This is a genomic window from [Clostridium] scindens ATCC 35704 (genome assembly GCF_004295125.1).
GTDB classification, from domain to species: Bacteria; Bacillota; Clostridia; order Lachnospirales; family Lachnospiraceae; genus Clostridium_AP; species Clostridium_AP scindens.
Genome location: NZ_CP036170.1, coordinates 3,445,110 through 3,469,861 on the forward strand (window position 1 = coordinate 3,445,110; position 24,752 = coordinate 3,469,861).

General features: G+C 45.4%; 25 protein-coding genes and 3 pseudogenes. 16 read left to right on the forward strand and 12 right to left on the reverse strand.

Features of this window, described 5'->3' with window-relative positions:
• Positions 1-80: 80 nt before the first annotated feature.
• The 7 genes and pseudogenes from HDCHBGLK_RS17665 to HDCHBGLK_RS17695 form a co-directional block, all read right to left on the reverse strand.
• Positions 81-1,001, reverse strand: a complete 921-nt coding sequence (locus tag HDCHBGLK_RS17665; protein WP_004604808.1) for a hypothetical protein — start codon at positions 999-1,001, stop codon at positions 81-83.
• A gap of 12 nt (positions 1,002-1,013) precedes the next feature.
• Entirely contained in the window at positions 1,014-1,973 is a 960-nt protein-coding gene (locus HDCHBGLK_RS17670; protein ID WP_161567393.1) for a bacteriophage abortive infection AbiH family protein, read from the reverse strand.
• A gap of 68 nt (positions 1,974-2,041) precedes the next feature.
• A pseudogene (locus tag HDCHBGLK_RS17675) lies at positions 2,042-3,067 on the reverse strand (relaxase/mobilization nuclease domain-containing protein); the annotation flags it as partial.
• Between the two features lie 116 nt (positions 3,068-3,183).
• Positions 3,184-4,986, reverse strand: coding sequence for a reverse transcriptase domain-containing protein (locus tag HDCHBGLK_RS17680; protein WP_002594337.1), 1,803 nt, complete (start codon positions 4,984-4,986; stop codon positions 3,184-3,186).
• Between the two features lie 577 nt (positions 4,987-5,563).
• Positions 5,564-5,890, reverse strand: a pseudogene (locus HDCHBGLK_RS17685) (relaxase/mobilization nuclease domain-containing protein); the annotation flags it as partial.
• On the reverse strand, positions 5,851-6,180 hold the full coding sequence (locus tag HDCHBGLK_RS17690; RefSeq protein ID WP_004604804.1) for a plasmid mobilization protein: 330 nt from the start codon (positions 6,178-6,180) through the stop codon (positions 5,851-5,853). The pseudogene HDCHBGLK_RS17685 and the gene HDCHBGLK_RS17690, both read right to left, overlap by 40 nt.
• A 239-nt stretch (positions 6,181-6,419) precedes the next feature.
• Complete coding sequence (locus HDCHBGLK_RS17695; RefSeq protein ID WP_039909179.1) at positions 6,420-6,776, reverse strand: helix-turn-helix transcriptional regulator; 357 nt, start codon at positions 6,774-6,776, stop codon at positions 6,420-6,422.
• 168 nt (positions 6,777-6,944) lie between these two features.
• On the opposite strand from HDCHBGLK_RS17695, the gene HDCHBGLK_RS17700 reads away from it, so the two are divergent.
• From HDCHBGLK_RS17700 to HDCHBGLK_RS17750, 12 genes and pseudogenes are all read left to right on the forward strand, one after another.
• Complete coding sequence (locus tag HDCHBGLK_RS17700) at positions 6,945-7,133, forward strand: hypothetical protein (protein ID WP_004604802.1); 189 nt, start codon at positions 6,945-6,947, stop codon at positions 7,131-7,133.
• Positions 7,134-7,139: 6 nt separating this feature from the next.
• Positions 7,140-7,805 carry a response regulator transcription factor gene (locus HDCHBGLK_RS17705; protein WP_004604801.1) on the forward strand — a complete coding sequence of 222 codons (666 nt, stop codon included), beginning with the start codon at positions 7,140-7,142 and terminating at the stop codon, positions 7,803-7,805.
• Between the two features lie 2 nt (positions 7,806-7,807).
• Entirely contained in the window at positions 7,808-8,896 is a 1,089-nt protein-coding gene (locus HDCHBGLK_RS17710) for a HAMP domain-containing sensor histidine kinase (RefSeq protein WP_233440709.1), read from the forward strand.
• 135 nt (positions 8,897-9,031) lie between these two features.
• On the forward strand, positions 9,032-9,184 hold the full coding sequence (locus HDCHBGLK_RS19080) for a hypothetical protein (protein WP_004604799.1): 153 nt from the start codon (positions 9,032-9,034) through the stop codon (positions 9,182-9,184).
• Positions 9,181-10,026 carry an ABC transporter ATP-binding protein gene (locus HDCHBGLK_RS17715; RefSeq protein WP_004604798.1) on the forward strand — a complete coding sequence of 282 codons (846 nt, stop codon included), beginning with the start codon at positions 9,181-9,183 and terminating at the stop codon, positions 10,024-10,026. Before HDCHBGLK_RS19080 ends, HDCHBGLK_RS17715 begins: the two co-directional genes overlap by 4 nt.
• A complete protein-coding gene (locus HDCHBGLK_RS17720) occupies positions 10,026-11,018 on the forward strand; it encodes an ABC transporter permease (RefSeq protein WP_004604797.1) in 993 nt (330 codons plus the stop codon). Before HDCHBGLK_RS17715 ends, HDCHBGLK_RS17720 begins: the two co-directional genes overlap by 1 nt.
• 1 nt (position 11,019) lies before the next feature.
• Positions 11,020-12,036, forward strand: a complete 1,017-nt coding sequence (locus HDCHBGLK_RS17725) for an ABC transporter permease (protein ID WP_004604796.1) — start codon at positions 11,020-11,022, stop codon at positions 12,034-12,036.
• A 454-nt stretch (positions 12,037-12,490) separates the two neighbouring features.
• On the forward strand, positions 12,491-12,931 hold the full coding sequence (locus HDCHBGLK_RS17730; protein WP_004604795.1) for an RNA polymerase sigma factor: 441 nt from the start codon (positions 12,491-12,493) through the stop codon (positions 12,929-12,931).
• Positions 12,912-13,163 (forward strand): helix-turn-helix domain-containing protein, encoded by a 252-nt coding sequence (locus HDCHBGLK_RS17735; protein WP_004604794.1) that lies wholly within the window; start codon positions 12,912-12,914, stop codon positions 13,161-13,163. Before HDCHBGLK_RS17730 ends, HDCHBGLK_RS17735 begins: the two co-directional genes overlap by 20 nt.
• Positions 13,164-13,615: 452 nt before the next feature.
• Positions 13,616-13,765 carry a hypothetical protein gene (locus tag HDCHBGLK_RS19090; protein WP_004604793.1) on the forward strand — a complete coding sequence of 50 codons (150 nt, stop codon included), beginning with the start codon at positions 13,616-13,618 and terminating at the stop codon, positions 13,763-13,765.
• A gap of 66 nt (positions 13,766-13,831) precedes the next feature.
• Positions 13,832-15,391: a recombinase family protein gene (locus tag HDCHBGLK_RS17745; RefSeq protein ID WP_004604792.1), complete on the forward strand. Its 1,560-nt coding sequence runs from the start codon at positions 13,832-13,834 to the stop codon at positions 15,389-15,391.
• A gap of 20 nt (positions 15,392-15,411) precedes the next feature.
• Positions 15,412-15,627 (forward strand): annotated as a pseudogene (locus tag HDCHBGLK_RS17750) (manganese catalase family protein); the annotation flags it as partial.
• Between the two features lie 84 nt (positions 15,628-15,711).
• Here HDCHBGLK_RS17750 and HDCHBGLK_RS17755 read toward each other — a convergent pair.
• The 5 genes from HDCHBGLK_RS17755 to argS all read right to left on the reverse strand — a co-directional run bounded on the left by HDCHBGLK_RS17755 (position 15,712) and on the right by argS (position 21,792).
• Positions 15,712-16,092, reverse strand: a complete 381-nt coding sequence (locus tag HDCHBGLK_RS17755) for a hypothetical protein (protein ID WP_004604790.1) — start codon at positions 16,090-16,092, stop codon at positions 15,712-15,714.
• A gap of 128 nt (positions 16,093-16,220) precedes the next feature.
• The gene (gene glyA, locus HDCHBGLK_RS17760) at positions 16,221-17,456 is read right to left on the reverse strand and encodes a serine hydroxymethyltransferase (protein WP_004604789.1); all 1,236 of its coding nucleotides are present in this window, start codon (positions 17,454-17,456) and stop codon (positions 16,221-16,223) included.
• Positions 17,457-17,503: 47 nt separating this feature from the next.
• Complete coding sequence (locus HDCHBGLK_RS17765) at positions 17,504-18,775, reverse strand: S1C family serine protease (protein ID WP_009248633.1); 1,272 nt, start codon at positions 18,773-18,775, stop codon at positions 17,504-17,506.
• 92 nt (positions 18,776-18,867) lie between these two features.
• Complete coding sequence (locus HDCHBGLK_RS17770) at positions 18,868-20,022, reverse strand: alanyl-tRNA editing protein (protein ID WP_004604787.1); 1,155 nt, start codon at positions 20,020-20,022, stop codon at positions 18,868-18,870.
• A gap of 3 nt (positions 20,023-20,025) precedes the next feature.
• Positions 20,026-21,792, reverse strand: coding sequence for an arginine--tRNA ligase (argS, locus tag HDCHBGLK_RS17775; RefSeq protein ID WP_004604786.1), 1,767 nt, complete (start codon positions 21,790-21,792; stop codon positions 20,026-20,028).
• 187 nt (positions 21,793-21,979) lie between these two features.
• Between argS and HDCHBGLK_RS17780 the strand changes: the two genes are divergently transcribed.
• The 4 genes from HDCHBGLK_RS17780 (at position 21,980) to HDCHBGLK_RS17795 (ending at position 24,713) form a co-directional block, all read left to right on the forward strand.
• The gene (locus tag HDCHBGLK_RS17780; RefSeq protein ID WP_004604785.1) at positions 21,980-22,636 is read left to right on the forward strand and encodes a flavin reductase; all 657 of its coding nucleotides are present in this window, start codon (positions 21,980-21,982) and stop codon (positions 22,634-22,636) included.
• A 181-nt stretch (positions 22,637-22,817) separates the two neighbouring features.
• The gene (locus tag HDCHBGLK_RS17785) at positions 22,818-23,186 is read left to right on the forward strand and encodes a GntR family transcriptional regulator (RefSeq protein ID WP_004604784.1); all 369 of its coding nucleotides are present in this window, start codon (positions 22,818-22,820) and stop codon (positions 23,184-23,186) included.
• Between the two features lies 1 nt (position 23,187).
• Positions 23,188-23,889 (forward strand): ABC transporter ATP-binding protein, encoded by a 702-nt coding sequence (locus tag HDCHBGLK_RS17790; RefSeq protein ID WP_004604783.1) that lies wholly within the window; start codon positions 23,188-23,190, stop codon positions 23,887-23,889.
• Positions 23,883-24,713, forward strand: coding sequence for a hypothetical protein (locus HDCHBGLK_RS17795; protein ID WP_004604782.1), 831 nt, complete (start codon positions 23,883-23,885; stop codon positions 24,711-24,713). The genes HDCHBGLK_RS17790 and HDCHBGLK_RS17795 overlap by 7 nt, the downstream gene beginning before the upstream one ends.
• Positions 24,714-24,752 lie beyond the last annotated feature (39 nt).

Here is a 24,752-nt window from a genome sequence, read left to right on the forward strand (position 1 = left end):
ACAATCTGCACCCATAGAGAAAACGGGCGCGGTGGCCAACATACCGGCTGCCGCGCCCGTTCTTTTTTGCAAAGTTTATATTACCGAGGGTGCTGTTGTTTAATATTTTCTTCTTCTTTTTCCCATTCCCTTTCGTACAACTCCTTATACTGATATTTTCCACCACTTGCAAGTTTCCTCATTAAACCGACTTCAAATAAACCGTCCCATTTAACATGGATATGTTCAAATTGATGGTAGTTAAATTCATCGGTACATACAGGCAAGACAGTTTTTGTTTCGGTCGCTTTCATCAAACAATATGGATATTGGCAACTCAATACCACATTGTTTTCTTCTATCTTTTCAGACGTTTTATCCCAACACATTAGCAAGAATTGAACGCTGTTAAATCGAAACAAATATGAAATCCTTAAATCAGGGAAATTCTCTTTTTGTACATCATCATTAAGAAAAACTTGTCCCGTTTCATAATCTATGTTTCGTACAATACTGTTTGCATAAAGAATAGGGTCTTTACACCAACGTAATTTAAGATTTCCGAACATTGCGTCTGGTGCAGGAGATACGTTCACAGCAAGCCCACAAAGCACGGTCACATTTATTTTTGGTGAATTGTCGTTTTCGTTCAAAAGATAATGAAGCATTTCCTCATCAAAGAAAGTACAGTCATCTTTGTGTGACCTTAAATCATTAAAAGCGTATTTTAACAACATTTTCTGAACCATGACATAATCATATTCAATCTCGACTGTATCATGTTCGGTGTATTTTTGTGTAAAATACTGGCTAATAAAGTCCTTGGCGTAACTATCAATATAGGAAATCCTTTGATTATTACATTTTGCACATACGTCTTTGACCATTGGATCAGCTTGATGTACCTTATCTCTTGCGTTATCAAACGTAATATAGCATTCGGGAAATAAATCTAAAATAGCACATGAAATAATATGTTCTTTAGTTCCCTTTGTTTCCTTCCCGCAATACGCACATTTCATTGATACACCCCCTTAAAACTGAAACAGTTGGAAGTTCTTTATATTCAGCCTGCGAATGAGGTTCTGCGCGTTAACCATATTGTCGTGGTATGAGATATACCATTGACAAGTTAGTGGAACATTCTTTTTGATTTCGGCAAAATAGTCAAAGTCTATTTCCGAAAGAGAATGACCGAATATATACACTTCATTAACTGTCGTCAACGAGTTAAAAAACGATTGATTATATCTAATAATCGAAGCGGTATCTTTGTATGTTTTTCTAAAATAGTCTTTTATAATTTCTCTTGCTTCTTGCAATCTAAAATCTTCCTCTATATCTTCCAGATAGATACCGTGTTCTTCTGCCGCATTAAATGCGGGGATTGTCCTTTCTTGAAAAAGTGTAGCGTCATGGTGTCCCAATATGAGATTGTTTCCCCGCAAGGCATTACCATGAATATATAAAATGTTAGAAGAAGGGATAGCGTACCCTTTCTCTAACGTATCTGTATAGTTAAAGTTCAGAAACAAGCATTTTCTATTGATTACATTTGATGAAACAATAGACGGCACACTTGTATTTATGTGCGAAATCCATTCTAAAAAATAATACGGAATATCTGCTGCAAAAGATAAATTTTCGCCAATCATGTATTGAAAATCGTGATTTGCACTATCACGCCAGTTATCATCTCCGTAATCAAGGAAATAACATGAATTATCTTCTTGTATTTGTTCATAGTCTAAATAGCCTAATGCTTCTTCAAAAGAACTCCATAAATCCTGTTCGGGGATATACTTACTTATTGCGTCATAAAAACGGTGTCTTGCTTGGTCTTGCTTTGAAACACTATCAAGACGAATATACCGACCTTGAATTACTTTAGGCTGCTGTTCATAAGAAATCAAGTATTCCATAAAATCAGAATATTTTGTATGCAAGCCATGAGCTAAATCAAATCCATTGCCTATAACAACTAATCTCGACAACACATATACCCCCTTTCTTTTCAAAATATTATAACAGAAAAAGAGGGATTTTTCCACCATTAGACACGCTATCCGCGCTCTGTTTCCTTTGTCCGTTCCGGCTGACGTTCTACTTTCAAAATACTGTCGATATTTTTCTTGATAACATCGTATTCCTTAACCTGCTTTTTCAGCTTCCCATAGTCGGCGTACAGGGCTTCTTTCTGCTCTTGGAGCTTTGCATATTCCCCTTGCAGCTCTGCAAGATTAGGGAGCTTGGAGATACCCGCGGCCTTTAGTGCTTTTACCGCTGCTTCATGGAGGATTATATCGCTCTCATGGGCTGCCCGGTATTTCTCCTTATCCTTTGCTTTGCGGTAAGCGGCATAGGCGGGCTTTGTCTTTTGGTAGGTGGAGATATTCTTGATAAGCAGCGTCATATCCGTAAGGCGCTTTTCGACCTCTTTTAAGCTGTCCGCTGCCTGTTCGCTTGCTGCGGTAACTTCCGCGATTTTCGCGGTCAACTCTGCGTACTGTTCAATCTTGTGTTCCGTCAAGAAATTCATAGTTTTCGCTGCCTGTTTCAGATTATGGATTTTCGCCCATTGCTCATAGCCCCGGCTTTCCTGCGCCTTGATACTGTTCTGAATATCAATCAGCAGACTAACGCCGCCGCGATCTGCACGAGGAGCTTTCGAAGCGCAGGCGCTCTTGCCGCTTATCCGTTCTCTGATAGCTTCCTCTGTATAATCTGCGCCGAGGGTTTTAAGTCGGGTAAACCGTTCCTGTCCGGGAGCGCGGCAGGAAATGTATTTACCCGGTTTTATCTCATAGCCCGCCGCCTGTAATCTTGACAGCAATTCCTCAAAACTTGACACTTGGGGGATAAGCGCGTCTACGGCAATTTTCAGCTTGCCTTTCCAACTGGTGCCCGTTTTCTCCGCCTGGTATTCTGCATAGCTTTTTCCCTTGCTGCCCCTGTTCGGAACGACAACAGACAAGCCATGTTCCCGACACAGCTTATCGCTCATGTTCCGTATGCCGTAATAGCTGCGCTTATTGGAATTGTACTTGTGGTGGTCTACGAAATTGACCGCACAGAAAATCACATGGTGGAGTAGGGAAGCACCGCCTTGTCACATTGCTGTGATAGGTTTGCGCCACCCTCTCCGGGAACCGTACGTACCCCTCTCGGAGTATACGGCTCTGTTACTGCTCGTTCAGACAAAACTCACTTTTTGTGGATAATACTGCGGTGGCAATCCCTGCACACCACAAGCGTTTTTCTGTGTTTGGCAATCATTGCGATTTCCCACCGTTCCTTGCCTTTGAGATTTTTGAGTTTGTTAATGTGGTGAACCTCGTAATGGTCGCTCTCTGTCGTTCCGCATAACTCACAGACCTTTGCTTTCAGCCGGTTTTCAAGGGTATTGACTGCGTATCCGTAGACAACGGCAGCATTGCTGATGTAATCCGTAGCAGGGCCCTTGCCTTTGCAGTCGGCGTAATTTGCGAAGTAACGCCTTTTGTTTCCCTGCTTCGTTTCATAGGGTATACCCCATTTTCCTGTGCCATCATTAAACTTGTCAATGGTTTTGGATAGGCTGGTTTTATGCTTTGAAGCAAGGGTTTTTAAGCAACTGTATTCCATAAGGTAGGCAAGATAGTGCAGCTTGCAAAAGTTGCTTGCCATACCATAATAGTTGCATATTCCTCTTAACTCCGCATTGTATACTGAAACGATTTCTAAGTCTGTGAGCCCAACCAGATATTTCCGATGAACTGGAAACATGGAACCATCTTTCTTCTGTATCGCCACACCTTTAGTGAAAACGAATTGACGGATTTTATCGTTAAGTGGCACCAACAGTTCTACACCCCCATTGAGGGTACGCATTTTTACATGACCGGGGCCACCCCGCTTTATTTTTCCGCTTCTGCGCACACGCACATCATAGCCTAAGAACCTTGCACATTTACTGCTATGGGTTATGAGCGTTTTATCTTCACTGAGTTCCATTTTCAGTGTATCTCCGATAAACTCGGCCAGTTTGCTCTTAATCCATTGACAGTCCTCACGGTTTCCCTTGACTGCTATTAGAAAATCATCCGCATACCGAACATATTTCAGTTTTTTGTCGGTCTGCGCAGTGCAGGGAATGGTCATCAGTTTCTGACGTTTGGGCTTATACTCTGCCAGCACCATTTCCCTTTCCTCACCTGTTACTTTCGTCAAGCGGTGGGATAGCCGTTTGATTTCATTGTGCAGCTCTCGGTATTCAGGTGTGATTTGTCCCACTCCGGGCGTGTCAAATTCGGATTTCAACTTCATTACAAACTTGTCCAATTCATGCAGGTAGATGTTGGCGAGTAGCGGAGAAATGATACCGCCTTGCGGTGTACCGCTGTACGTCTTATGGTACTGCCAATTCTCTAAATATCCTGCTTTTAGGAATTTGTAAATCAGCTTGGTTATCCGAGCGTCCTTGATTTTATTGTTCAGCAAGCCTACAAGAACAGCGTGGTTGATGTTGTCAAAGCAACCTTTGATGTCGCCTTCAACAAACCAACGCGTACCGTTGAACTCCCGTCTCAACTGTTTTAAGGCCGTATGACAACTTCTTTTTGGCCTAAAACCGTGGGAGACATCCAGAAAGATAGGTTCATATACCGCTTCCAGTATCATCCGCAACACTTCCTGCACCAATTTGTCAGTAAAGGTTGGTATACCTAAGGGACGCAGCTTTTTGCGGTTATTCTTCTTCTGGATATAGGTTCGCCTCACCGGCATGGGCTGATAGGTTTCGTCCGCCAATGCTTTGATAATACTATCTATTTTGGCTTCACTGAAACCGTCCGCCGTATCCTCGTTTACTCCTTTTGTTGCCGCACCGTTGTTGGCATACAGGTTTTTGTATGCCACAAAGTAAATGTCAGGACGCAACAGATAGCGATACAGTTTTGTAAATACTTCTTCTTTATTTGCAAGTGAGTTTTGACTGATTCTTGCTAAAATTTCCGTTGTTGGCTTCATGTGAGGTTTTCCTCCCTAATCAACTTCTAATTTTAGTGCGCAATAACTGTGCCCCTTCGCCATGTAAGGGTCATTACCCCTCTCGGACTACTACGAGCACTCCGTACCCATGCAGGATTTTCAGGCTCCAAAGCCATAGCCGCTTTTTCATTCCCCCTTTCGTGCGGCACTCCTGGTTAGGGCATCCCCGGTTAGCAATGAGACTTGGTAAATTCGGATTCTCGGTATCGCTTTCGCTTCGTTACCATAGGTTCCCCTACAGGTTGTACGGAATGATTGATAACCGACAAGCCCACAACCATAACTTGCCTTTTCCGTACCAGAGGTTTCAGGCAATTTTCCTCTATCGGCACATAACAGAAACTGGAAGCTCACGTTCAGTAAATCCAACTTATACCTTATATCCGATTAACATTGCGGTTCAGTCGCACCCGATTGCCTTTAGGTGACTTACCGCTTTCCAGCCGTACTGTGTTCCCGTGTCAGCTTTCGCCTTTCGGTTAGGCTGGTTGTTTCCCGCGTTATCTTACGGGGCAGTACCTCATACTGCTTTTCTCATTGCCCTATCCGGGCGTACATTATGAATATGCCCTTTATCAATATGAGTAGTCAAAACATACTCATGCTGTCCTTTGGTTACTGCGTCGGCAAGCTGCCGCCCGATTTCATGGGCGGTCTGATAATCGACTTCTCCCGGCTCAAAGGACTGTATCAAATGGTGGGCTAAATTGTTCCCCTTATCCAACGCCTGCGACAGAGTAAAACTAAACTCAATGTCTGCCGTTTCATAAGAGCAGCCGAAAGAGGACACAAGCATTTTTTCGTCGGTCTTTGCGGGATTTTGGATATAGTCAAGAGCCTTGTTTAGCGTTCCCTTGATAGGCTTAATCTTTGTAACCGCCATATTTCCGCAAGCACCCCCTTTATTTCTTCTATGTCCTCTTGGTAGACGCTGCCCGTACTGTTCACGCGCTTTGCAATCTGATTGACGTTGACCCCGATTTTCTGTATCTCCGCTGTCATTGCCTTTATGTCGGTGTGGTCTACTTGCAGGATATACCCGTCAATGGCAATCTTGCGAAGATACGCCGCCATGTTCCGGGTGGGTATCAGCTTCATTTTCTCTTCTATTAAATCCCGTTCTTCTTCTGTGACGCGGAACTTGATTTGAACCGTTCTTTTCCGTCCGTCCATGCTTTGACGCTCCTTTCCGTATAGAGGGTTTGGGACACTTCCCAACAAGCAATTTTGCCAACGCTGCCGTAGAGCAGGGCGGTCAAAATACGGAAGTGGGTACCCGCTTCCTATGCTTGCTATTCATCTTTTCGCCTTCTTCCACGATAAAGACGGAGATTTGCCAAACATACCCGCAGAAAAAGAAAAACGCCATAGAAACACAGCGTTTCCATAGCGTTCTTAGTGCCTATTCAGTTTTAGTCATTACCTTTTTCGACTTCCGTTATTTCCTTTGCCGTAGCCGCAACGATACGCAAGCCCTTATCGCTCATGCTGTCAAGCAGCGTATCAAGCTGACGCCGCTGTGTGGACTTCTCCGCGTTATCATTCGGAAAGAAAAACTGGTCTACCGAAATATGATAACGAGTAACAAGGTCATAGAAAACTTGCAGGCTCGGCTGCTGTCCCTTGTTCTCGATATTCGCAAGATAGCGCGGGGAAATATAAAGCGCGTCGCTTACCGTTTTGCGGCTCTCGCCGTATTCATTTCTCGCGGCTTTAATGGCAGCCCCGAAAGCCTTAAAATCATATATTGGTACTGGTCGTTTTGTCATATTCATTCACTATATTACATTTTACAGTTCATCTTTCCTTTTAGATATGTCTACACAGTTCCTATAATTAGCTTAAATAAAGTACCTTATTCACACTCTATCTATTGCTATTATACGGACGTCCGTATATAATTATATCGTTGGGGTATTGAAAGGACATGAACGAAAATGTTAGAGTATATTTCCGCTTCTGACGCGGCTAAAAAATGGGGCATTTCAGAACGACGAGTACAGAAGCTGTGCGAAGATAATCGTATAGCGGGTGTTGCGAAATTCAGTTATATGTGGCTGATACCTAAAAACGCAGAAAAGCCCGCTGACGGGCGACGTAAAGCATTTTCAAAAAGAAAGGAATGAGTATATATGGCTATTGTTTTAGTTGCGGAAGATGAAAAAGATATGCAGGATATTATTGTGGAATACATGAAGGGCGGCGGTCATTCCTGCATTACGGCAGACGATGGCATAGACGCTGTTACAATTTTGAAGAACACCCCCGTTGATTTAGCTATTTTAGACATTATGATGCCACACTTGGACGGTTTCTCCGTTTGCAAAATAGCAAGAGAAATGTATAATATTCCCATTATCTTTCTTACGGCAAAAGAGGGCGAGGACGATAAGCTAAAGGGATATGACATAGGCGCGGATGATTACATGACAAAACCATTCAGCCCAAAGGTGCTGTTGGCAAAAGTCAACGCCCTGCTGCGCCGTTCCTCATCAGAAAATACGCCGGAAACCTTAACGGTTGGCAACTTGACCTTGATACCAACTTCACATAGCGTTATGGTAGCGGGTGACGATGTTGATTTGACCTATAAGGAGTTTGAATTACTGCGTTTTTTCATGCAGAACAAAAATCAAGTATTTTCCCGTGAACAGCTATTAAATCGAATTTGGGGGTACGATTTTGAGGGAAACACCCGAACAGTAGATACCCATATCAAAACTTTACGGCAAAAACTGGGAGCAGAGGGACGCTATATCGTTACGTTGATACGTTCCGGCTACAAGTTTGAGGTATGACTATGAAAAAGATAAATGAATGGTTTGCCCTCAATACGGTTCGGAAAAAAGTTCTGCTGCTTTCAAAATTAGCGGGTGGTATTATTGTTTTGTTTTATGTATTTACGGCAAAATTGCCGACCAACCGAAGCATAGCCTTTTTGATTTGGTTGGTGCTATTGGTGGCGGTTATTATGGGTGTAGACTTTCTGCTTGGGCATTTCATTTCAAAACCGCTTGATGAAATCAACCATATAGCGGGGCAAATGGCAAAGTTGGATTTTTCAGCAACTTGTGGTATTCATACAGATGATGAATTTGGGGAGCTTTCCGAGAACTTAAATACCATGTTCTCCAATCTTCAAGAAGCTCTTGAAAAATTAGAAGCCGCAAACAAGCAGCTTGAAAAAGATGTGACACAGGAGCATTTACTACTGACACAGAGAAAAGAATTGGTTGATAGCTTATCCCATGAAATGAAAACGCCCCTCGGCATTATCTATGCCTATATTGAGGGTCTAAAGGAGGAAACGGACGAACAAAAAAGGCAGCATTATATGGATGTTATTTTATCTGCAACAGACCGCATGAACACTATGATAGTGGCCTTGCTTGATTTGTCCGCATTAGAAGCGGGAGCTGTAAAGCTATCGGAAGAACGCTTTGACTTCATAGAATTGGTTGAAACAGTCGCTGGGCGTTTGTTGATAGACACACCAAACGCAAATTACCGTTTTACTTATGATCTGCCAGAGGGCAAGGCTTTTATTCGTGCGGATAAATACCGTATGGAACAAGTCCTTAACAATTTGATAGTGAACGCAAAAAACCACGTTAGTAATGATGGAGAAATCCATTTATCTGTCATCTGTCGGGAAAGCGAATTGCAATTTTCAATCTTCAATCAAGGGGAGCAGATACCACCGCAGGATATTTCAAAGGTTTGGCAAAAATTTTATCGTGGGGAAAAGCCGCAAAATGATACACATAGCGGCTCCGGTCTAGGGCTTTCTATCATTGCTCAAATCCTTTCCATGTATCACACCGATTACAGCGTTCAAAACCAGCCGAGCGGCGTTGAATTCACCTTTCATTTTCCCACAATCACATAACCCACATATTGAAACGCCTTGCTTCTATAAACGGAGCAAGGCGTTTTTATTTCACTTCGATTTCACAGCCACCGCACTTCAATTTCACCGCATTTTATTAGACTGACCTTACAAAAAACAAGGAGGTAAAAGTATATGTTTTTAGGATTAGAATGGTATTGGTGGTTAATTATTGTGGTGGTTCTGGCAATCTCTATCCCGTTCAAGGTTAAGTTTATGAAGTGGTGGAGCAAGCGGGAGCAGGAGAAGAAAAAGGAGCAACACGGAAAATGGGGTGATGATGAATGATAGAAGTTGAAAATTTGATTTTTTCTTACCAAAAGCAAAAACAAACCTTGCACGGGCTAACCTTTTCCGTAAGTGATGGTGAGATATTCGGATTTTTAGGACCGAATGGTTCCGGCAAGTCCACCACACAGAAGATTCTAACGGGTATCTTGCATGGGTATGATGGAAGCGTCCATTTGTTCGGTGAGCCGCTTCAAAATCAGCAAAAGAATTTTCAAGAAAAAATTGGCGTGCTGTTTGAGTTTCCGTACCTATATACCAATTTGAGCGCACTCGACAATCTGAATTATTTTGCTTCATTCTACCCCGCCAAAAGGCGGCGTGATGTAAACGAACTGCTTAGTATGTTGGAGTTCAAAAAAGACTTTATGAATAAGCCCGTGTCCTCATACTCCAAAGGAATGAGGCAGCGTGTCAGTATGGCAAGGGCATTACTAAACAGCCCGGAGCTACTTTTCTTGGACGAGCCGACCAGTGGGCTTGACCCGCAAGGCGCGGTGCTATTCCGCAATATCATTGAGGAAGAACGGAAGAAAGGCACAACGGTTTTCTTGACTACCCATAACATGATGGACGCAGATTTACTTTGTGACCGGGTAGCTTTTATCGCAGACGGCAAAATAAAGGCAATCGACACACCAAAGAAGCTGAAAGAGAAAAATAGTAATCATCAAGTCGAAATTGAAGCTCTGTATCAAGGGAAACGCAGTATGACAGTTATTGAAACGCCGGAGCTAAAAGCGGGTATTCCGTTCCCGTATGACGAGATTATCAGTATTCACTCCAAAGAGCCGACGCTTGAAGATATGTTTATTCAATACACAGGGAGGGGGTTGACGTAATGTGGAGAGGTTTTCTTTCTTTACTGAAAAAGGACTTCAAGTTGATGTTATCAAGCAAGTTCCTGCTGCTTGCGCTTGGCTCTCTCATTCTTTACTCATGTTACATCAATTTTATCTATGTGGGATTAGACCAGGACATTTACCCGGTGTATCTTTACGACCCGCTTCATACACAGGGCGTGGTATCTTCCGAAATAACCGAAGTTGAGAGCTTGGAGGAACTGAAAAAGGAAAGCGGGGACGGTTACGCTGTTGGCATTGACGCTTCAAGTGGAACGCCGGAAATCATCATGGTTTCATCAAGCATACACAGCACAGATAGGTATCGTGCCGCCTACGCCTTATCTTTGTTGTCACCCACAAACCCCACCACCGCAGAAGTGATAGGCGTGGACGACAAGGAAATGAAAAACCGCAGGGAAATCACTTGCGAATTTCTGTTTTTTGAATTGGCGGCGGTTGGCTTTTTAGGACTTGCTTCTATGTTGTTCAAGGAAAAGCAGATGGGCATTATCCGCGTTCATGGGGTACTGCCTGTAAGCAAAAGTGCCTTTATCCTTTCAAAGCTTTGCTTATTTCTACTATCAGACTTTGTATTTTCAGCACTCTTGACCATCATAAATTTGGGCGTTTCAGAAGGCTTTGCGGTATTACATTACGTTTTACTGCAAGCGGGTATTTTATCCCTGCTTATGGCTTTGGTTGGCTTTTTCTGCGCGGTTTTGTTGCCCGACTTCAAACAATTTTCTTTGCTGTATCTCGTCTTAGCGATTTTTATTACAACGCCCGTTTTCCTTGCGGGACAGACAGGAATTACTTTGAAATGGATTAAGTATCACCCTATGTATCATCTGTTTATGGCAATGAAAAATGCGTATTGGGGCATATCATCTGCAAACGGAATTTATTACACAATCTGCGGATTGACAATCGTACTTTTATTTCTGCTTGTGCGTCGTGTGCTTATCCGTGAAATGGCAAAGGAGGGGTAGCATGAAAGGGTTAAAGTATCAGCTTAAAAATATTCGCCGGGACAAAATGTGTATATTATCCTTTTTGCTGCCTATTCTTGTAGGACTTGCAATAAACCTGCTTTCGGGGGTAAGTTTTTCATCTCTTGGCGAAACGGCTTTCTGTATTGTGGAAAATGACCTTTCCGACACTACAATAGAGTGGCTGCAAACAAACGGAAGCGTTACAACGCTGCCCGATATGGCTTCTTTGAAAAACGCCGTCAATGACCCTGCAACACAGGTGATTGGCGTAATGCAAGACGGGAACGGAATTAAAACGCTGCTGTCGGGCGATGAACTGCAAGTAAACACAGTGATTGGTAACACGCTCCCAAAACTCTACGCTGAACGGGAAATGGCGGCTTTATCAAAAGTAACCATTACCCCGACTGCGGATAACAGCGACACACTTAAATCCCTGCTCATTGTGATAACAATGGTTACTGCTATGTTCATGGGCTGTACGTTCAATGCCATGAGCATTATTGGAGAAAAAGAAGATGGTATTGCACTTATTAACGAAGTTTTACCTATGACAAAAAAAGAATATGCCGTTCAAAAAATCACTTTAGGGTTTGTGGGAGGTGTTCTATCTACGCTCTTAACTGCCCTCATCTGTATGAAAATCACAGTCAGTCAAGCCTTGCCGCTACTGCTGTTAATTGTTCTATCTGCTTTTGTGGCTGCGTTAGTCGGGCTGTTTATAGGACGCTTCTCAAGCGGGCTTATGGTGGGAATTGTATATATCAAAATTGTAATGATTTTGTTCCTCGCCCCACCCATTCTGTTTTATTTGCTTATCCCAGCAGACAGCATATTACGCGCTCTGTCCTACTTGCTCCCATCAAGTGCGACATTTTACGGCTTGATGGACTTGTTAAGCGGAACAACGCAAGGCATTGGAATAGAGCTTGTCGTGCTGTCGGCACATTGCCTTGTATGGTTGCTGCTGTTTTTTATCATCAATCATAGCAAGCACAAGAAAGTATTTGCGTAATATCACATAAAGCTGTTTCCTACGATTGAATTTATAGCAGCAAGCAATGTGAGGGCGGCAGCTTTGAATAACAATCAAAGCCGCCGTTTTCCTTTTTGAAAATTGGAAATACGGAGGGTGTATTAAAGTCGCCCTTTTTTAAGGATACGGCGGTATCGGGGAGGTATCGCCGTGTTTGCTTTATATCAACATAATTTGACAAGCTTCATGTTATCAAAAAAAGCCCGACCCCTGCAACGGGATATTCCGGCTATGAGTATGAACTATCAAATCATCTAAATACTGCTTACATTTCCTTTGCGTCTGTCTGCGCCTTGCAGACAGGCGCATTTTGCATTTTTCAAAACTTTTTTGAAAAACTTTGCTATTCCGTTTGGCAAATCTGCGGTGCGTCCGTGGAAGGCAGCCGAAAGGGGATAAATAACCCGCCCCCGGGACGAAAGGGGGTGAGAACATGGATTACCTTACTCGGTTGGAATGGCAAACGAGATGTGAGTTTAATGCGTACTGCAAACGCACGTTACGCAACGAACTGATTGACGCTTGCCGGGAAAGCAAAAGTCGGCGAAAGCACGAAGTTAACTTTTCAGACCTTGCCCCACATGAGGAAAAGCAGCTTTATACCGTTGACAGATATTTTGTCAATGAGGACGAAGAAGCCTTTTGCATAGGCGGTTTGAAGATTACGGCGAAGCTGCTTGCTGACGCAATGCACTCCCTGCCGGAAGAAAAACGGCAAGCCGTTTTACTGTATTACTTTTTCAGCATGACCGACGCTGAAATCGCGGAGCTTATGAAAGTACCCCGCAGCACAGTACAGTATAGACGGACAAGCTCTTTTGAACTGCTAAAACGATATTTGGAGGAACGCGCTGATGAATGGAACGAATTGTAATGACAATGAGCGCGGCTTGTTACCCTACCCGGTCATTTTAGCCGCGACAAAGGGCGACCCCGACGCCATGAAAATTGTAATGCAGCACTACCAAAGCTACATAGCCCATTTGTCTATGAAGAAAATCCGCGACGAAAGCGGCAATACCTATTACGGCGTAGACGAGGACTTGCGGGAACGGCTGCAAGCAAAGCTCATGCGGGCTGTCCTATCCTTTAAGACAGATAAGTAAAAACGCGAAGTGTTCCACCCCTTTCCACTTTGTGTATTCCTGTCTTTTGTACCTTGACAAAGAAAGCGGCGCAAGATAACGGCGGCGCAGCATAGGGCAAATCAGATACGTTCCTTTTGCGCTGAGCCATGCGGCGGGTGCGCCATGACGTTATCCCGGCGGGACTTCCCCGTTGGGATAACCGAGCGATTAACACCGACGCCGGAAAACAGGTTAAGCAGCCTGTCGGCGACAACGCGCAAAATACATAATGATACTCCCTTATCGCCATAGTCCGAGCGTTCAAAGCGTCGCAGGCAATGGGTAGGGCTACGCGAGAACCGCGCAGGGGTGCAATTCCCGTGAGGTTGAGAAGCGAATCGACCGTCTGATTAAAGCCCCTTTATATGTTGTAATAGTGGACTTGCCACTATTCATATAGTGTATTAGCCATTCTTGAAAGGGGGCTAATTATGGCAAATAACGAACAACCTCAAGCTGCTTGCAAGAGTGTTTTCAAAAGCGGCGAAAACACTACTTCCAAGAGCCAGTTCACAAAAGTGTGGATTGAACTTATCAATAGATTAGAAAAAAATAAAGGTGTAACCGCGACGCGGCGATAATGACAAGCTGTTTTCTGTATGGTATAATTAGTACAGAAAACAGCTTGTTCCTATCTCTAAGGAGATATGAACATGAAAGTAGCTATTTATTGCCGCTTATCCGAAGAAGATAGAAACAAGCAATTTGAAACTGACGACAGCAACAGCATACAAAACCAAAAGTCTATGCTATTGCAATACGCTATGGAACAGGGGTGGGAACTTTACAACATTTACAGCGATGACGACTATACCGGGTCAGACAGACGACGCCCGGAGTTTAACCGTCTGCTAAAGGACGCAGAGCAACACAAGTTTGATATTATCCTCTGCAAGACACAATCACGGTTTACCCGTGAATTGGAATTAGTTGAGAAGTACATACACGGGCTTTTCCCTATATGGGGTATTCGCTTCATCAGCATTGTAGATAACGCCGATACCGCAAACAAGGGAAACAAAAAATCCCGGCAGATAAATGGACTTGTCAATGAATGGTACTTAGAGGATATGTCCGAGAATATCCGCAGCGTCTTAACAAACAGGCGGGAAAATGGTTTCCATATCGGTGCTTTTGCCCTCTATGGTTATAAGAAAGACCCCGACCAAAAAGGACATTTGATAATCGACGAGGAAGCCGCAACCGTCGTCCGAGAAGTGTTTACCCTGTTTTCACAGGGGTACGGAAAAACTGCTATCGCCCGTATGCTCAATGACAGGGGCATACCTAATCCAACTGAATATAAGCGTCTGCATGGTTTGCGTTACCAACAGCCGAAAACGAAAAACAGCACTCTTTGGAAATACTTTGCTATTTCTGATATGCTGATAAATGAAATCTATATCGGCAATATGGTACAAGGTAAATACGGCAGCGTGTCCTATAAGACAAAGCAAAATAAGCCGCGTCCAAAAGAGCAATGGTATCGTGTCGAGGGAACGCATGAGCCGATTATTGACCGTGAACTTTGGGACAGAGTACAAGCGTTAATCAAGCAAAGGGCAAAACCCTTTGATGTTGGCACAATCGGTTTATTCGCAAGGAAAGCCCGCTGCGCTAACTGCGGTTATACAATGCGTTCTTCCAAAAACCACAACAAACACTATCTACAATGCTCTAACCGCCATGTGGCAAAGGACGCTTGTATAGGCTCCTTTATCTCCGTTGATAAATTGGAACGGCTTGTGATAGACGAGCTGAACCGATTATCCGCAGAGTATCTTGACAAAGACGAGTTAGAACAGAACATTGAGTTTTGCGACAACTTGCAGGGACAAAAAAACCGCCTGCTCTCTGACATTGCAGCTTATGAAAAAAAAGTTGCAGAGTATTCAAAAGGGATTCGGGAGCTTTACATGGATAAGGTTAAGGGCTTGCTATCTGAAAGCGATTATGTGGCTATGTCAAAAGACTTTACCACAGAACGCGACCGCTTGGAGCGTGTAATCGCAGACGGAGAAAAACAGTTATCTGAACTCGAAGAAAAAATAGCGGCGGGCGACAATCGCCGCGAACTGATTGAACAATATACCAACTTGGAACACCTTACCCGTGAAATCGTGGAAACGCTGATTGATTATATATCCGTAGGCAAGCGTATTCCGGGAACAAGGGACGTTCCCATTGAAATCCATTGGAACTTTTAATGAAAAGTTGTTCTTATATGATTGCAGCAGAGCAGAAAGCAAGAACAACATACGACAACATCCTGCGCCTCGTAAAAGACCCTGAAGTCTGCGAGCCGATCCGCTTCCTCCGGGAACGGGAAATCGTTCACTACCAGAGATTCGGCGAATCCTTAAGAATCGTACAGGACAATCTGGACAGCAAGAATTTCTATGCCATCAACCCAGAGTTTGATACCAGGCCCTGCGGCAAATAATTGCCCTGCCTCTAATGCCGCTTCTTTGCGGCAAAAAAACGATGCCGGTACTTTAAAAGTATCGGCATCGCATTGATTTATCTTTTATTTCAACAGCATAAATACAATCAGCGCAGCCACGATCAAAATAGCGATCGCAAGAATAATGATCGGCGCTTTTGACATCTTCTCTTCCTCTTCATAGTCATAAAAGTCGTCATCCGGCTCTTCCTGGCGTCTTGGCTTCTTCTTTCTGCTCTTGCCATCATCGACAGCCAGCATGTCGTCATAAGCTTTGCGCATCTCGTCTTCACGTTTCTTCCGCACATGCTTTGGCGGGATGTTGGAATATCTCTGCTCTTCTTCCTCTTTCTGCTGCATCTTTTTTTGCGGAACCTTGAATTTCTTCTTGCAGTTATAGCATAAAAGATAGTTCGGATCCTTTTTTCCTGGTCTTAACTCCTGACCGCATATTGGACATTTCATCGGAACGTGCCCCTCCTCGTATCGTGATAGTATTCTTACAGTCCACAGGCTGCTTTCATATGCAAATATGATTTCATAGGGACATTATAATACATCCGACATAAAATATCAAAAAGAATCTGAAAATATTAGCATAATGGATATTTTTCCGTCAACCCTGCTACCATTCTCCTGGCCTTTCCTATATCTTCTTCGCTCTTTAACACAAGGAAGATACATTCTGCAATAACGTCCATATCTTCCTCGGTCATGCCTCTGGTGGTGACTGCCGGCGTGCCAAGCCTGATGCCGCTGGTCACAAACGGAGACCTTGGCTCATTAGGTATGGTATTCTTGTTGCATGTGATATGCGCATCATCCAGACGCTTCTCCAGTTCTTTTCCTGTCACCTCTTCTTTGCTTAGATCTACCAGCATCAGGTGATTGTCCGTTCCGCCGGATACGATCTTCACGCCTCTTTGCATCAGCCCTTTGCAAAGCGCCTGCGCATTCTTCAAGATCTGCTGCTGGTATTCCTTGAATTCTGGCTCCAACGCCTCTTTGAAGCATACCGCTTTGGCAGCAATTACATGTTCCAACGGGCCTCCCTGGGTTCCTGGGAATATTGCCTTGTTAAAGTTAAACATCTCCTGCGCCTCCTGGTTCCAAAGCATCATTCCTCCCCTTGGCCCCCTCAGCGTCTTGTGCGTCGTGGTTGTCGTCACATGAGCATAGGGGATGGGGCTTGGATGAAGCCCTGCTGCCACAAGGCCTGCAATGTGCGCCATATCCACCATAAGATAAGCCCCCGCCTCATCTGCAATTTCCCGGAAACGCTTAAAATCAATGGTCCTTGCATAAGCGCTGGCTCCTGCTATGATCAGCTTCGGCCGTTCTTTTAAAGCGATCTCCCTTACCTTATCATAATCTATAAAGCCATCATTATTGACTCCATAAGAGACGATCTCAAAGTATTTGCCGGAAAGGTTCACCGGAGAGCCATGGGTCAGATGGCCGCCATGATCCAGATTCATTCCCAGAACCTTATCTCCGGGCGTCAGCATCGCAAAAAACGCTGCCAGATTCGCCTGGGCGCCCGAGTGCGGCTGCACGTTGGCGTAGTCGCATCCATACAGTTTCTTCGCACGCTCTCTTGCCAGATCCTCTACGATATCAATACACTGGCAGCCTCCATAATACCTTCTGCCCGGATACCCTTCTGCATACTTGTTGGTCAGCGGGCTTCCCATGGCTGCCATAACTGCCTTGCTTACCCAGTTTTCAGATGCAATCAATTCGATATGAGAATTCTGTCTTTCCATCTCTTTCTTGATTGCATCTGCAATCTCGCTGTCTACCTTTTTAATCTCGTCAAAATCATACATTCCAGTACCTCCTAAGGTGTGTTTCCTAGCTGGGTACTATTATAGCATTATTGCGCATTAGTTCCAAGAGTAACTTCTACATCATTTTTCTCATATTCCCCGTTCTTGCCAGGAGTCTGGACGGTCAATGTAACCTTTTCGCCTGCCTTGTAATACTGCAGCTGTTCTTGCAGGGTACTCATGCTGTTGATCTCTGTCCCGTCAAGGCCTGTAATGACCGCCCCTTTGGAGATGCCTGCCTTCTGTGCTGCTCCGCCTGAGATCACTTCTGATACATATACGCCTGTAGGCATATTGTACATCTCGGCGCTGTCAGCCGTAACATCCACGCCCTGGATTCCGATATAGCCTCTTTCATTTTCTGCAACCTTCGTCTTGGTCTTCTGATTCATAAGGTTCGTAATAATATCGCTTGCATCAGAGATCGGGATTGCATAACCCATGCCTTCTACGGTATCGGTAGCCACTTTGGCGGAATTGATCCCGATGACCTCTCCTTTGGCATTGAGAAGCGCGCCGCCGCTGTTGCCGGGATTGATTGCCGCATCCGTCTGGATCAGCTTGCCGTCAAAGCCGTTTAATTCCCTGTTGGTTGCTGAGATGATGCCGGTTGTAACAGACTGCCCGTAGCCCAGGGCATTTCCGATAGCGATGGCCGGCTCTCCAACCTGAATCTGCGTGGAATCCCCGAGGGTAGCCACCGCGATCGCATCCATGGTAGAATCCTTGATATCGCTAAGTTTCACGGCTACTACTGCCAGATCCTTTGCCGCATTGGTTCCTTTGACATTGGCCTCCACGCTTTCCTCATCTATAAAGGAAACAGTCAGCGTATCATTTCCTTCCACCACATGGTTATTTGTAACGATCAGAAGTTCCGTATCGTTCTGTCCGATAATAATGCCGGAGCCTACGCTCTCGCTTTTCTGTTCCTGCACGCCCCCGAAGAAGTTCTGCACTTGCTGCACGCTCATGTTTGTAATCGAGACTACGGAAGGCATTGTATTTTTAGCAATGTCGGCTATATCCGAGGCCACCTTGCTATCCGCTGACGTGGTAAGTTTGGTGCTGTCCACGGTAGCCGTCTGCTTTGCCTTTTTGGCGCTGTCCGAAGTGCCGATAATCTTTCCCGCAACGATGTTGCTGGTCTGGAATGCCGCGCTTGCCACCAGACCGAACACCAGTCCGAGGCAGGCTGTCTTGACCCATTTGGGAGTGCCTTTCTTATTCTTCTTATGAGGCTCTTTTAAGTCCGGGCCTCCCGCATTCTGATTATTTTCATCCTGTTCCGGTGTATAATAAGTATATTGATTTTCCATATAAAAGTCTCCCTTCATCTATTTATCTTTGTCTATGTATGTAGTCTACTGCCAAATTGTGTTTAAATTGTGATGAAAGAATGACGAAACGATTAAATCCAATTCCCTATTAATTCCCGTATCTTTTCCTCGCTGCCCTTCATAGAGCCCTGCGCCATTTCCGGCTTTCCGCCGCCTCTTCCCTCAAATGCCTCATTCAGCATCCTGCACAGAGGACGGACGTCTTCCCTTCCGCTCCCTATGACATAACGGTAGCCCAGATCATCGGTTCCTGTAAACACCGCACATACTACCGCGCCTCTTCCCAGCAGCAGGTTCATGAGATCTCTTGGAGCATTTCCTGAAAGCGACGGGTCGAATACAGCCGTCACCTTGCCTTCCACAGGAATCTGTGCCGCCTGATAAGACAGCAGTTTCTGCTGGAGGGAGGCCAGTTTTCCCTTCAGGCTGGCCTGTTCTTCCTTCATACGCTCCACCGCGTCAGCTACTTCATATTCCTTGGCACACAGAAGCGCGGATATCCTCTTGGCATTTTCATCCTTGATCTCATAATCCAGAAGCGCCCTGCGGCCGCAGAGCATGCTGATGCGTTCTCCGCCTTTATACTTTGCCATGCCCACCAGCTTGATCAGCCCGATCTCTCCAGTCCGCTTCACATGTGGCGCGCAGCAGGCGCACACATCGTATCCTGGTACCGTCACGATACGGACCTGGCCGTCGATCTCAATCTTGCTGCGGTACTCGAGTTCTTTTAATTCCTTTTTGGAAGGATAACTGATCTGGATATCCAGATTCTGAAAGACCGCCCGGTTAGCCTCCTGCTCGATCTCTTTTAATGCTTCCCTTGGAATGGGCCCGTTAAAATCCATGGTGCAGTAATCGCTGCCCAGGTGGAAGCCTACATTGTCATAGCCAAATCGCCGATGGATCAGGCCGGAGACCATGTGCTCTCCCGTATGCTGCTGCATCCTGTCGAATCGCTGTTCCCAGTCGATCCTGCCTGCTACCATTCTGCCGATTTCCAGCGGCGCCGCCGTCGTGTGGAAGATCACATCTTCCCGCTCCTTTACATCCAGCACTTCTACGTCATCCAGATATCCGGTATCCGCATACTGGCCGCCCCCTTCCGGGAAAAAGGCGGTGCGATCCAGCACCACCTCATACTTGTCTTTTACCGGACGGCAATCCAGCACTTCTGCCTCAAATTCTTTCCTATGGCTGTCATTATAATATAATCTGTCCGTCACGTCCTACATCCTCTCCGGCGCTTCAAATCCCAGCACGTCTATGCATGCTTCCAGCACTTTTTTTGCCAGTATCAGCAAGGCAATGTAACTCTTCTGCCTGGCCTCGTTCTCTTCTGATAGAATCTTCGTCTCGTGATAGAAACGGTTAAATGCATTGGCCACGTCGTAGATATATGCGCATACCTTATGAGGCGCCAGTTCTTCATATGCCGTCTCCATTACCTCATTATATTTTGCCACTTCCAGCATCAGAGCCTTCTCGCTCTCATTATGGGCGCTCTCGATCGCAAGTCCTTCAAAGGATTTCCCCTGTGCCTGATATTTATTCAGGATGGACTTGATTCGGACGATGGTATACAGGATGTAAGGCCCTGTGTTGCCCTCAAAAGAAGTGAACCGGTCCACATCGAATACATAATCTTTGGATGCCTGGTTTGACAGGTCTCCATACTTGATTGCCGACATGCCCACGATCTTTGCCGTCTCTTTTGCCTCATCCTCTGCCACGGTACGGTTCTCGGCAATCTTCTTATACATCTCCTCTTCAATCTCCGCAATCAGGTTCTCCAGGCGCATGACACCGCCCTCCCTGGTCTTGAAAGGCTTTCCATCCTTGCCGTTCATAGTACCAAAGCCCAGGAATCTTAAATGCGTCTCCTCTGGCACGATCCCCGTCTTCTTAGACGCGCGGAATACCTGCAGAAAATGCAGTTCCTGGCGCTTGTCCACTACATAGATGATCTTATCCGGATGGTAATCCGCTTCCCTTTGCACCAGGGTCGCCAGATCCGTAGTTCCATATAAGGATGCTCCGTCGGATTTCTGTATCATGCAAGGCGGCACTTCCTTGGTATCCGTCTCTTCCTGGACGTCTATCACCAGCGCCCCTTCATCAATGTGCGCGTATCCTTCCTTTTTCAGACGCTCGATCATATCCGGAATATAGGCCTGGGCATCTGCCTCGCCCTTCCATAGGTCGAATTCTACATTCAGGTTGGCATAGTTCCTCTTCAAATCAGCCACAGATATATTCATGATGTGATTCCACACTGCCGTATAACCCCGGTGCCCGTTTTGCAGCAGATAGGTTGCATTTAGCGCCTCTTCTCTATATGTCTCATCCTCTTTTGCCTTCTGGCTTGCCGTGGGGTAGATCTCTTCCAGCTCGCTGATGGTAAATGGCGCCTCGCTTGGATACTCTCCCTGGAAATTATCATCAAAATACGGAAGCTGCGGCTTACGCTCCCGAAGTTCCGTTATGATCAGTCCCATCTGGTATCCCCAGTCGCCCAGATGGATATCTCCCAGAACCTCATGTCCCATCTTTCTGGCAATCCTCTTAATACTCTCCCCGATGATCGCGGAACGCAGATGGCCTACATGAAGCGGCTTTGCCACATTGGGCCCGCCATAATCTACCAGAATCATCTTTGGCTCTTTTGCTTTTTCTACTCCCAACTCGTCGTCTGCCCCCATATCATTCAGGAACCCGGCCACATAGTCATTTCTGAGTTTCATATTAATAAAGCCTGGCTTTACCGCATTTACTTCCTCAATGCATCTGCTGTCCTTTAAGTTCTCTGCCACGGCCTCGGCGATCATGATCGGTGCCTTCTTATATGCCTTTGCTCCCGCCATAGCGCCGTTACATTGGTATTCGCACAAGTCCGGGCGGTTCGAAAGGGTCACCTTTGCATAGGACCTTTCATATCCAGCTTTTTCAAATGCCTCCGCCAGTTCGTCTGCAACGAGATCTATTATTTTCTTCATCTTGATTCCTCCTTGTTGATCTGAATAATATCTTTGAAATCCAGTATACTATTACAGTCTCATTTAGTTATTTTATCACAAGGATTTCCAGGCAACAACCATATCTTAAAACTCTTATTGCAAAAAATCCAGGAAAGTGCTATATTATTAGTAACAATTATTATTATTAAATAAAGGAGGATTTCTTATGAACCCAAACGTTTTTCGCAACCTGTCCTATGGCGTCTATGTAGTGTCTTCCCTTGATGGAGACCGCAATACCGGCTGCATCGCCAACAGCATCATGCAGATCACCTCATCCCCTGCGACAATCGCCTTAAGCATGAATCATGATAACTATACCAATTCCTGCATTTCAAGGACCGGCAAGTTCGCCATATCCATTCTGTCGGAAACTTCCGACCCAGGCCTGATCGGATGCTTCGGCTTCCGTACAGGAAGGGATGTCAATAAATTCGATGACATCGATTACACCGTCAAAGAAGGACTTCCCATCGTCAAAGATTCCTGCGGCTATATCGTCTGCCGCCTCATTGATAAGATGGAGGCCTCGACCCACACCGTCTTTTTAGGCGAAGTTATCGACGGGGACGTCATTGGCTCAGATCCTGCCATGACCTATTCCTATTACCATAAGGTTGTAAAAGGCAAGAGCCCCAAGAACGCTCCTACCTATCTTCCTCAGGAAGACGAGCCTGCCAGCGATTCCGGCGCAAAGTGGGTATGCAGCATCTGCGGATACGTCTACGATGGGGATATCCCCTTCGAAGAACTTCCAGATACCTACGCCTGCCCGATCTGCCATCAGGGAAAAGATAAATTCCTAAAGACCGGCGATTCATAATTACAGATGCGCGGACGCTATGCCGGCCGGAAGGGAATCCCTCCTCTTTGGGGTTCCTTCCCGTCCGGCTTTTCTTCTGCATTTTCCCATTCATATTTCATCTTACCCTTGACATTTCCCCTCACATGTATTATTGTACTATATAGATAATACAACAGATCTCAAAAGCGAGGTGAAGAGAATGCCATGGGATTTAGATAATGACCGCCCAATCTATCTTCAGCTGATGGAAAAAATCCGGCTAGATATCGTGGCCGGCGTATATAAGCCAGGGGACAAGCTGCCCTCTGTCAGGGATCTTGCACTGGAAGCCGCAGTCAATCCCAATACGATGCAGAAAGCCCTGTCCGAGCTGGAGCGCAATGGACTTGTACATTCCCAGCGGACCAGCGGCAGGTTTATTACGGAGGATGAGAAGATGCTGAAACACTTAAAAGAGAGTCTCGCCAGTGAGCACATCCGGGAATTCATTGAAAAGATGAAGCAGTTAGGCTTTCAGGAGGAAGAGACTCTGCGTTTAATACAGGAAGCTATAAAGGGGGAACACTAATATGAATCCAATCTTGGAATGCGTTGGTCTTTCTAAGAAATATAATAACAACTTTTACGCCCTAAACAATCTGAACCTTACCTTGGAGCAAGGTCAGATCGTAGGGCTGCTTGGGCCAAATGGAAGCGGAAAGACTACGCTGATCAAGCTGATCAATGACGCGCTGGTGCCTACCCAGGGAAAGGTGCTGATCGATGGGAAGGAGCCCGGAGTCGCTACCAAGAAGATTATCTCCTACCTTCCCGAGCGCACCTATCTGGACGATTCCATGAAGGTCAGGGATATTATCCAATACTTTGCTGATTTTTATGACAATTTTGTGACAGACAGGGCCTATCAGATGCTGACGGATCTGGAGATCAATGCCAATGCCCGTTTAAAGACCTTATCTAAGGGCACGAAGGAAAAGGTGCAGTTGATTCTGGTCATGAGCAGGGATGCAAGGCTGTACATCCTGGATGAGCCAATCGGCGGCGTAGATCCAGCTGCAAGAGATTATATCCTTCACACGATTCTCAGCAACTACAATGAGAATGCCACAATCCTTATCTCCACGCATCTGATTCATGACATCGAGAACATACTGGATCGGGTGCTGTTCATCCGTCAGGGTCAGGTGGCGCTCAATGCGACGGTAGATGAAATACGCCTGGAGCAGGGCAAGTCTGTTGATGGGTTATTCCGGGAGGTGTTCAGATGTTAGGAAAACTGATAAAATACGACATGAAAGCACTGAACCGCTTTCTTATTCTTATCCACGGGTTTCTTCTGTTTGCCGCGCTGCTGGTACGCTTCTTCCTGACCGGGCGCGTGCTTGTGGAGACACCGAAGGACGGTACATTGCTGGGCTTATCCTTCCTGCTGTTCTTCCTGATTATTATGGGCGTATCATTTGGAACCTTTATAGTGATCACCGTCCGTTTTTACAAGAACCTGTTCTCTGATGAGGGCTACCTTACCCGCACGCTTCCGGTCACCAGCGGCCAGCATCTGCTGTCCAAGACGATTGCCGGCAGCATCTGGGGAAGCCTCGATATGATTCTGCTGCTTGCGTCCTTTTATATTATTTCTGCCACTCCGTTCGTGGTGGACGCATTCAACAGTAATAAAGACCAGATTCTCAGGGAACTGGGAGTCACCGGCAAATACGCCGGGGTGTCCTTGGGCGCCATCGTGGCCGGACTCTTATTCTTCCTGATCATCAGCGCTATTACCAGTGTGCTCACGATCTATGTTTCCATCATACTTGGGCAGTTATTCTCCGGCCACCGCATCCTGGGAGCCGTGGTTTCTTATTTTGCCCTTACCACGGTCGTATCCGTCATATCCTTTGTCGTCATGGTAATCTATGGATCGTTCTCGGATACATTCTTGATTGCAAGCAGTTCTGCCCCGCCAGCGGACTTTAACTTCATCGCCTACATGATCGATATACTGAAGGTCACCACCGTCTTATCGCTGGTAGTCGATGTAGTGTTTTATATCTTGTCCTACTACATTATGAAAAAGAAGATCAACTTAATCTAATCAGCCAAAAGGCCATGAGTTCCGAGCGAACCTCATGGC

What these genes read in the sequence shown, in the direction of transcription:
- HDCHBGLK_RS17785 (WP_004604784.1), top strand. Translation starts at nt 22,818, where the DNA reads ATGCCATGGGATTTAGATAATGACCGCCCAATCTATCTTCAGCTGATG.
- HDCHBGLK_RS17780 (WP_004604785.1), top strand. Translation starts at nt 21,980, where the DNA reads ATGAACCCAAACGTTTTTCGCAACCTGTCCTATGGCGTCTATGTAGTG.
- HDCHBGLK_RS17730 (WP_004604795.1), top strand. Translation starts at nt 12,491, where the DNA reads ATGGATTACCTTACTCGGTTGGAATGGCAAACGAGATGTGAGTTTAAT.
- HDCHBGLK_RS17790 (WP_004604783.1), top strand. Translation starts at nt 23,188, where the DNA reads ATGAATCCAATCTTGGAATGCGTTGGTCTTTCTAAGAAATATAATAAC.
- HDCHBGLK_RS17720 (WP_004604797.1), top strand. Translation starts at nt 10,026, where the DNA reads ATGTGGAGAGGTTTTCTTTCTTTACTGAAAAAGGACTTCAAGTTGATG.
- HDCHBGLK_RS17700 (WP_004604802.1), top strand. Translation starts at nt 6,945, where the DNA reads ATGTTAGAGTATATTTCCGCTTCTGACGCGGCTAAAAAATGGGGCATT.
- HDCHBGLK_RS17690 (WP_004604804.1), bottom strand. Translation starts at nt 6,180, where the DNA reads ATGGACGGACGGAAAAGAACGGTTCAAATCAAGTTCCGCGTCACAGAA.
- HDCHBGLK_RS19090 (WP_004604793.1), top strand. Translation starts at nt 13,616, where the DNA reads ATGGCAAATAACGAACAACCTCAAGCTGCTTGCAAGAGTGTTTTCAAA.
- HDCHBGLK_RS17725 (WP_004604796.1), top strand. Translation starts at nt 11,020, where the DNA reads ATGAAAGGGTTAAAGTATCAGCTTAAAAATATTCGCCGGGACAAAATG.
- HDCHBGLK_RS17715 (WP_004604798.1), top strand. Translation starts at nt 9,181, where the DNA reads ATGATAGAAGTTGAAAATTTGATTTTTTCTTACCAAAAGCAAAAACAA.
- HDCHBGLK_RS17665 (WP_004604808.1), bottom strand. Translation starts at nt 1,001, where the DNA reads ATGAAATGTGCGTATTGCGGGAAGGAAACAAAGGGAACTAAAGAACAT.
- glyA (WP_004604789.1), bottom strand. Translation starts at nt 17,456, where the DNA reads ATGTATGATTTTGACGAGATTAAAAAGGTAGACAGCGAGATTGCAGAT.
- HDCHBGLK_RS17710 (WP_233440709.1), top strand. Translation starts at nt 7,808, where the DNA reads ATGAAAAAGATAAATGAATGGTTTGCCCTCAATACGGTTCGGAAAAAA.
- HDCHBGLK_RS17795 (WP_004604782.1), top strand. Translation starts at nt 23,883, where the DNA reads ATGTTAGGAAAACTGATAAAATACGACATGAAAGCACTGAACCGCTTT.
- HDCHBGLK_RS17765 (WP_009248633.1), bottom strand. Translation starts at nt 18,775, where the DNA reads ATGGAAAATCAATATACTTATTATACACCGGAACAGGATGAAAATAAT.
- HDCHBGLK_RS17680 (WP_002594337.1), bottom strand. Translation starts at nt 4,986, where the DNA reads ATGAAGCCAACAACGGAAATTTTAGCAAGAATCAGTCAAAACTCACTT.
- HDCHBGLK_RS17705 (WP_004604801.1), top strand. Translation starts at nt 7,140, where the DNA reads ATGGCTATTGTTTTAGTTGCGGAAGATGAAAAAGATATGCAGGATATT.
- argS (WP_004604786.1), bottom strand. Translation starts at nt 21,792, where the DNA reads ATGAAGAAAATAATAGATCTCGTTGCAGACGAACTGGCGGAGGCATTT.
- HDCHBGLK_RS17695 (WP_039909179.1), bottom strand. Translation starts at nt 6,776, where the DNA reads ATGACAAAACGACCAGTACCAATATATGATTTTAAGGCTTTCGGGGCT.
- HDCHBGLK_RS17755 (WP_004604790.1), bottom strand. Translation starts at nt 16,092, where the DNA reads ATGAAATGTCCAATATGCGGTCAGGAGTTAAGACCAGGAAAAAAGGAT.
- HDCHBGLK_RS17745 (WP_004604792.1), top strand. Translation starts at nt 13,832, where the DNA reads ATGAACATGAAAGTAGCTATTTATTGCCGCTTATCCGAAGAAGATAGA.
- HDCHBGLK_RS17735 (WP_004604794.1), top strand. Translation starts at nt 12,912, where the DNA reads ATGAATGGAACGAATTGTAATGACAATGAGCGCGGCTTGTTACCCTAC.
- HDCHBGLK_RS19080 (WP_004604799.1), top strand. Translation starts at nt 9,032, where the DNA reads ATGTTTTTAGGATTAGAATGGTATTGGTGGTTAATTATTGTGGTGGTT.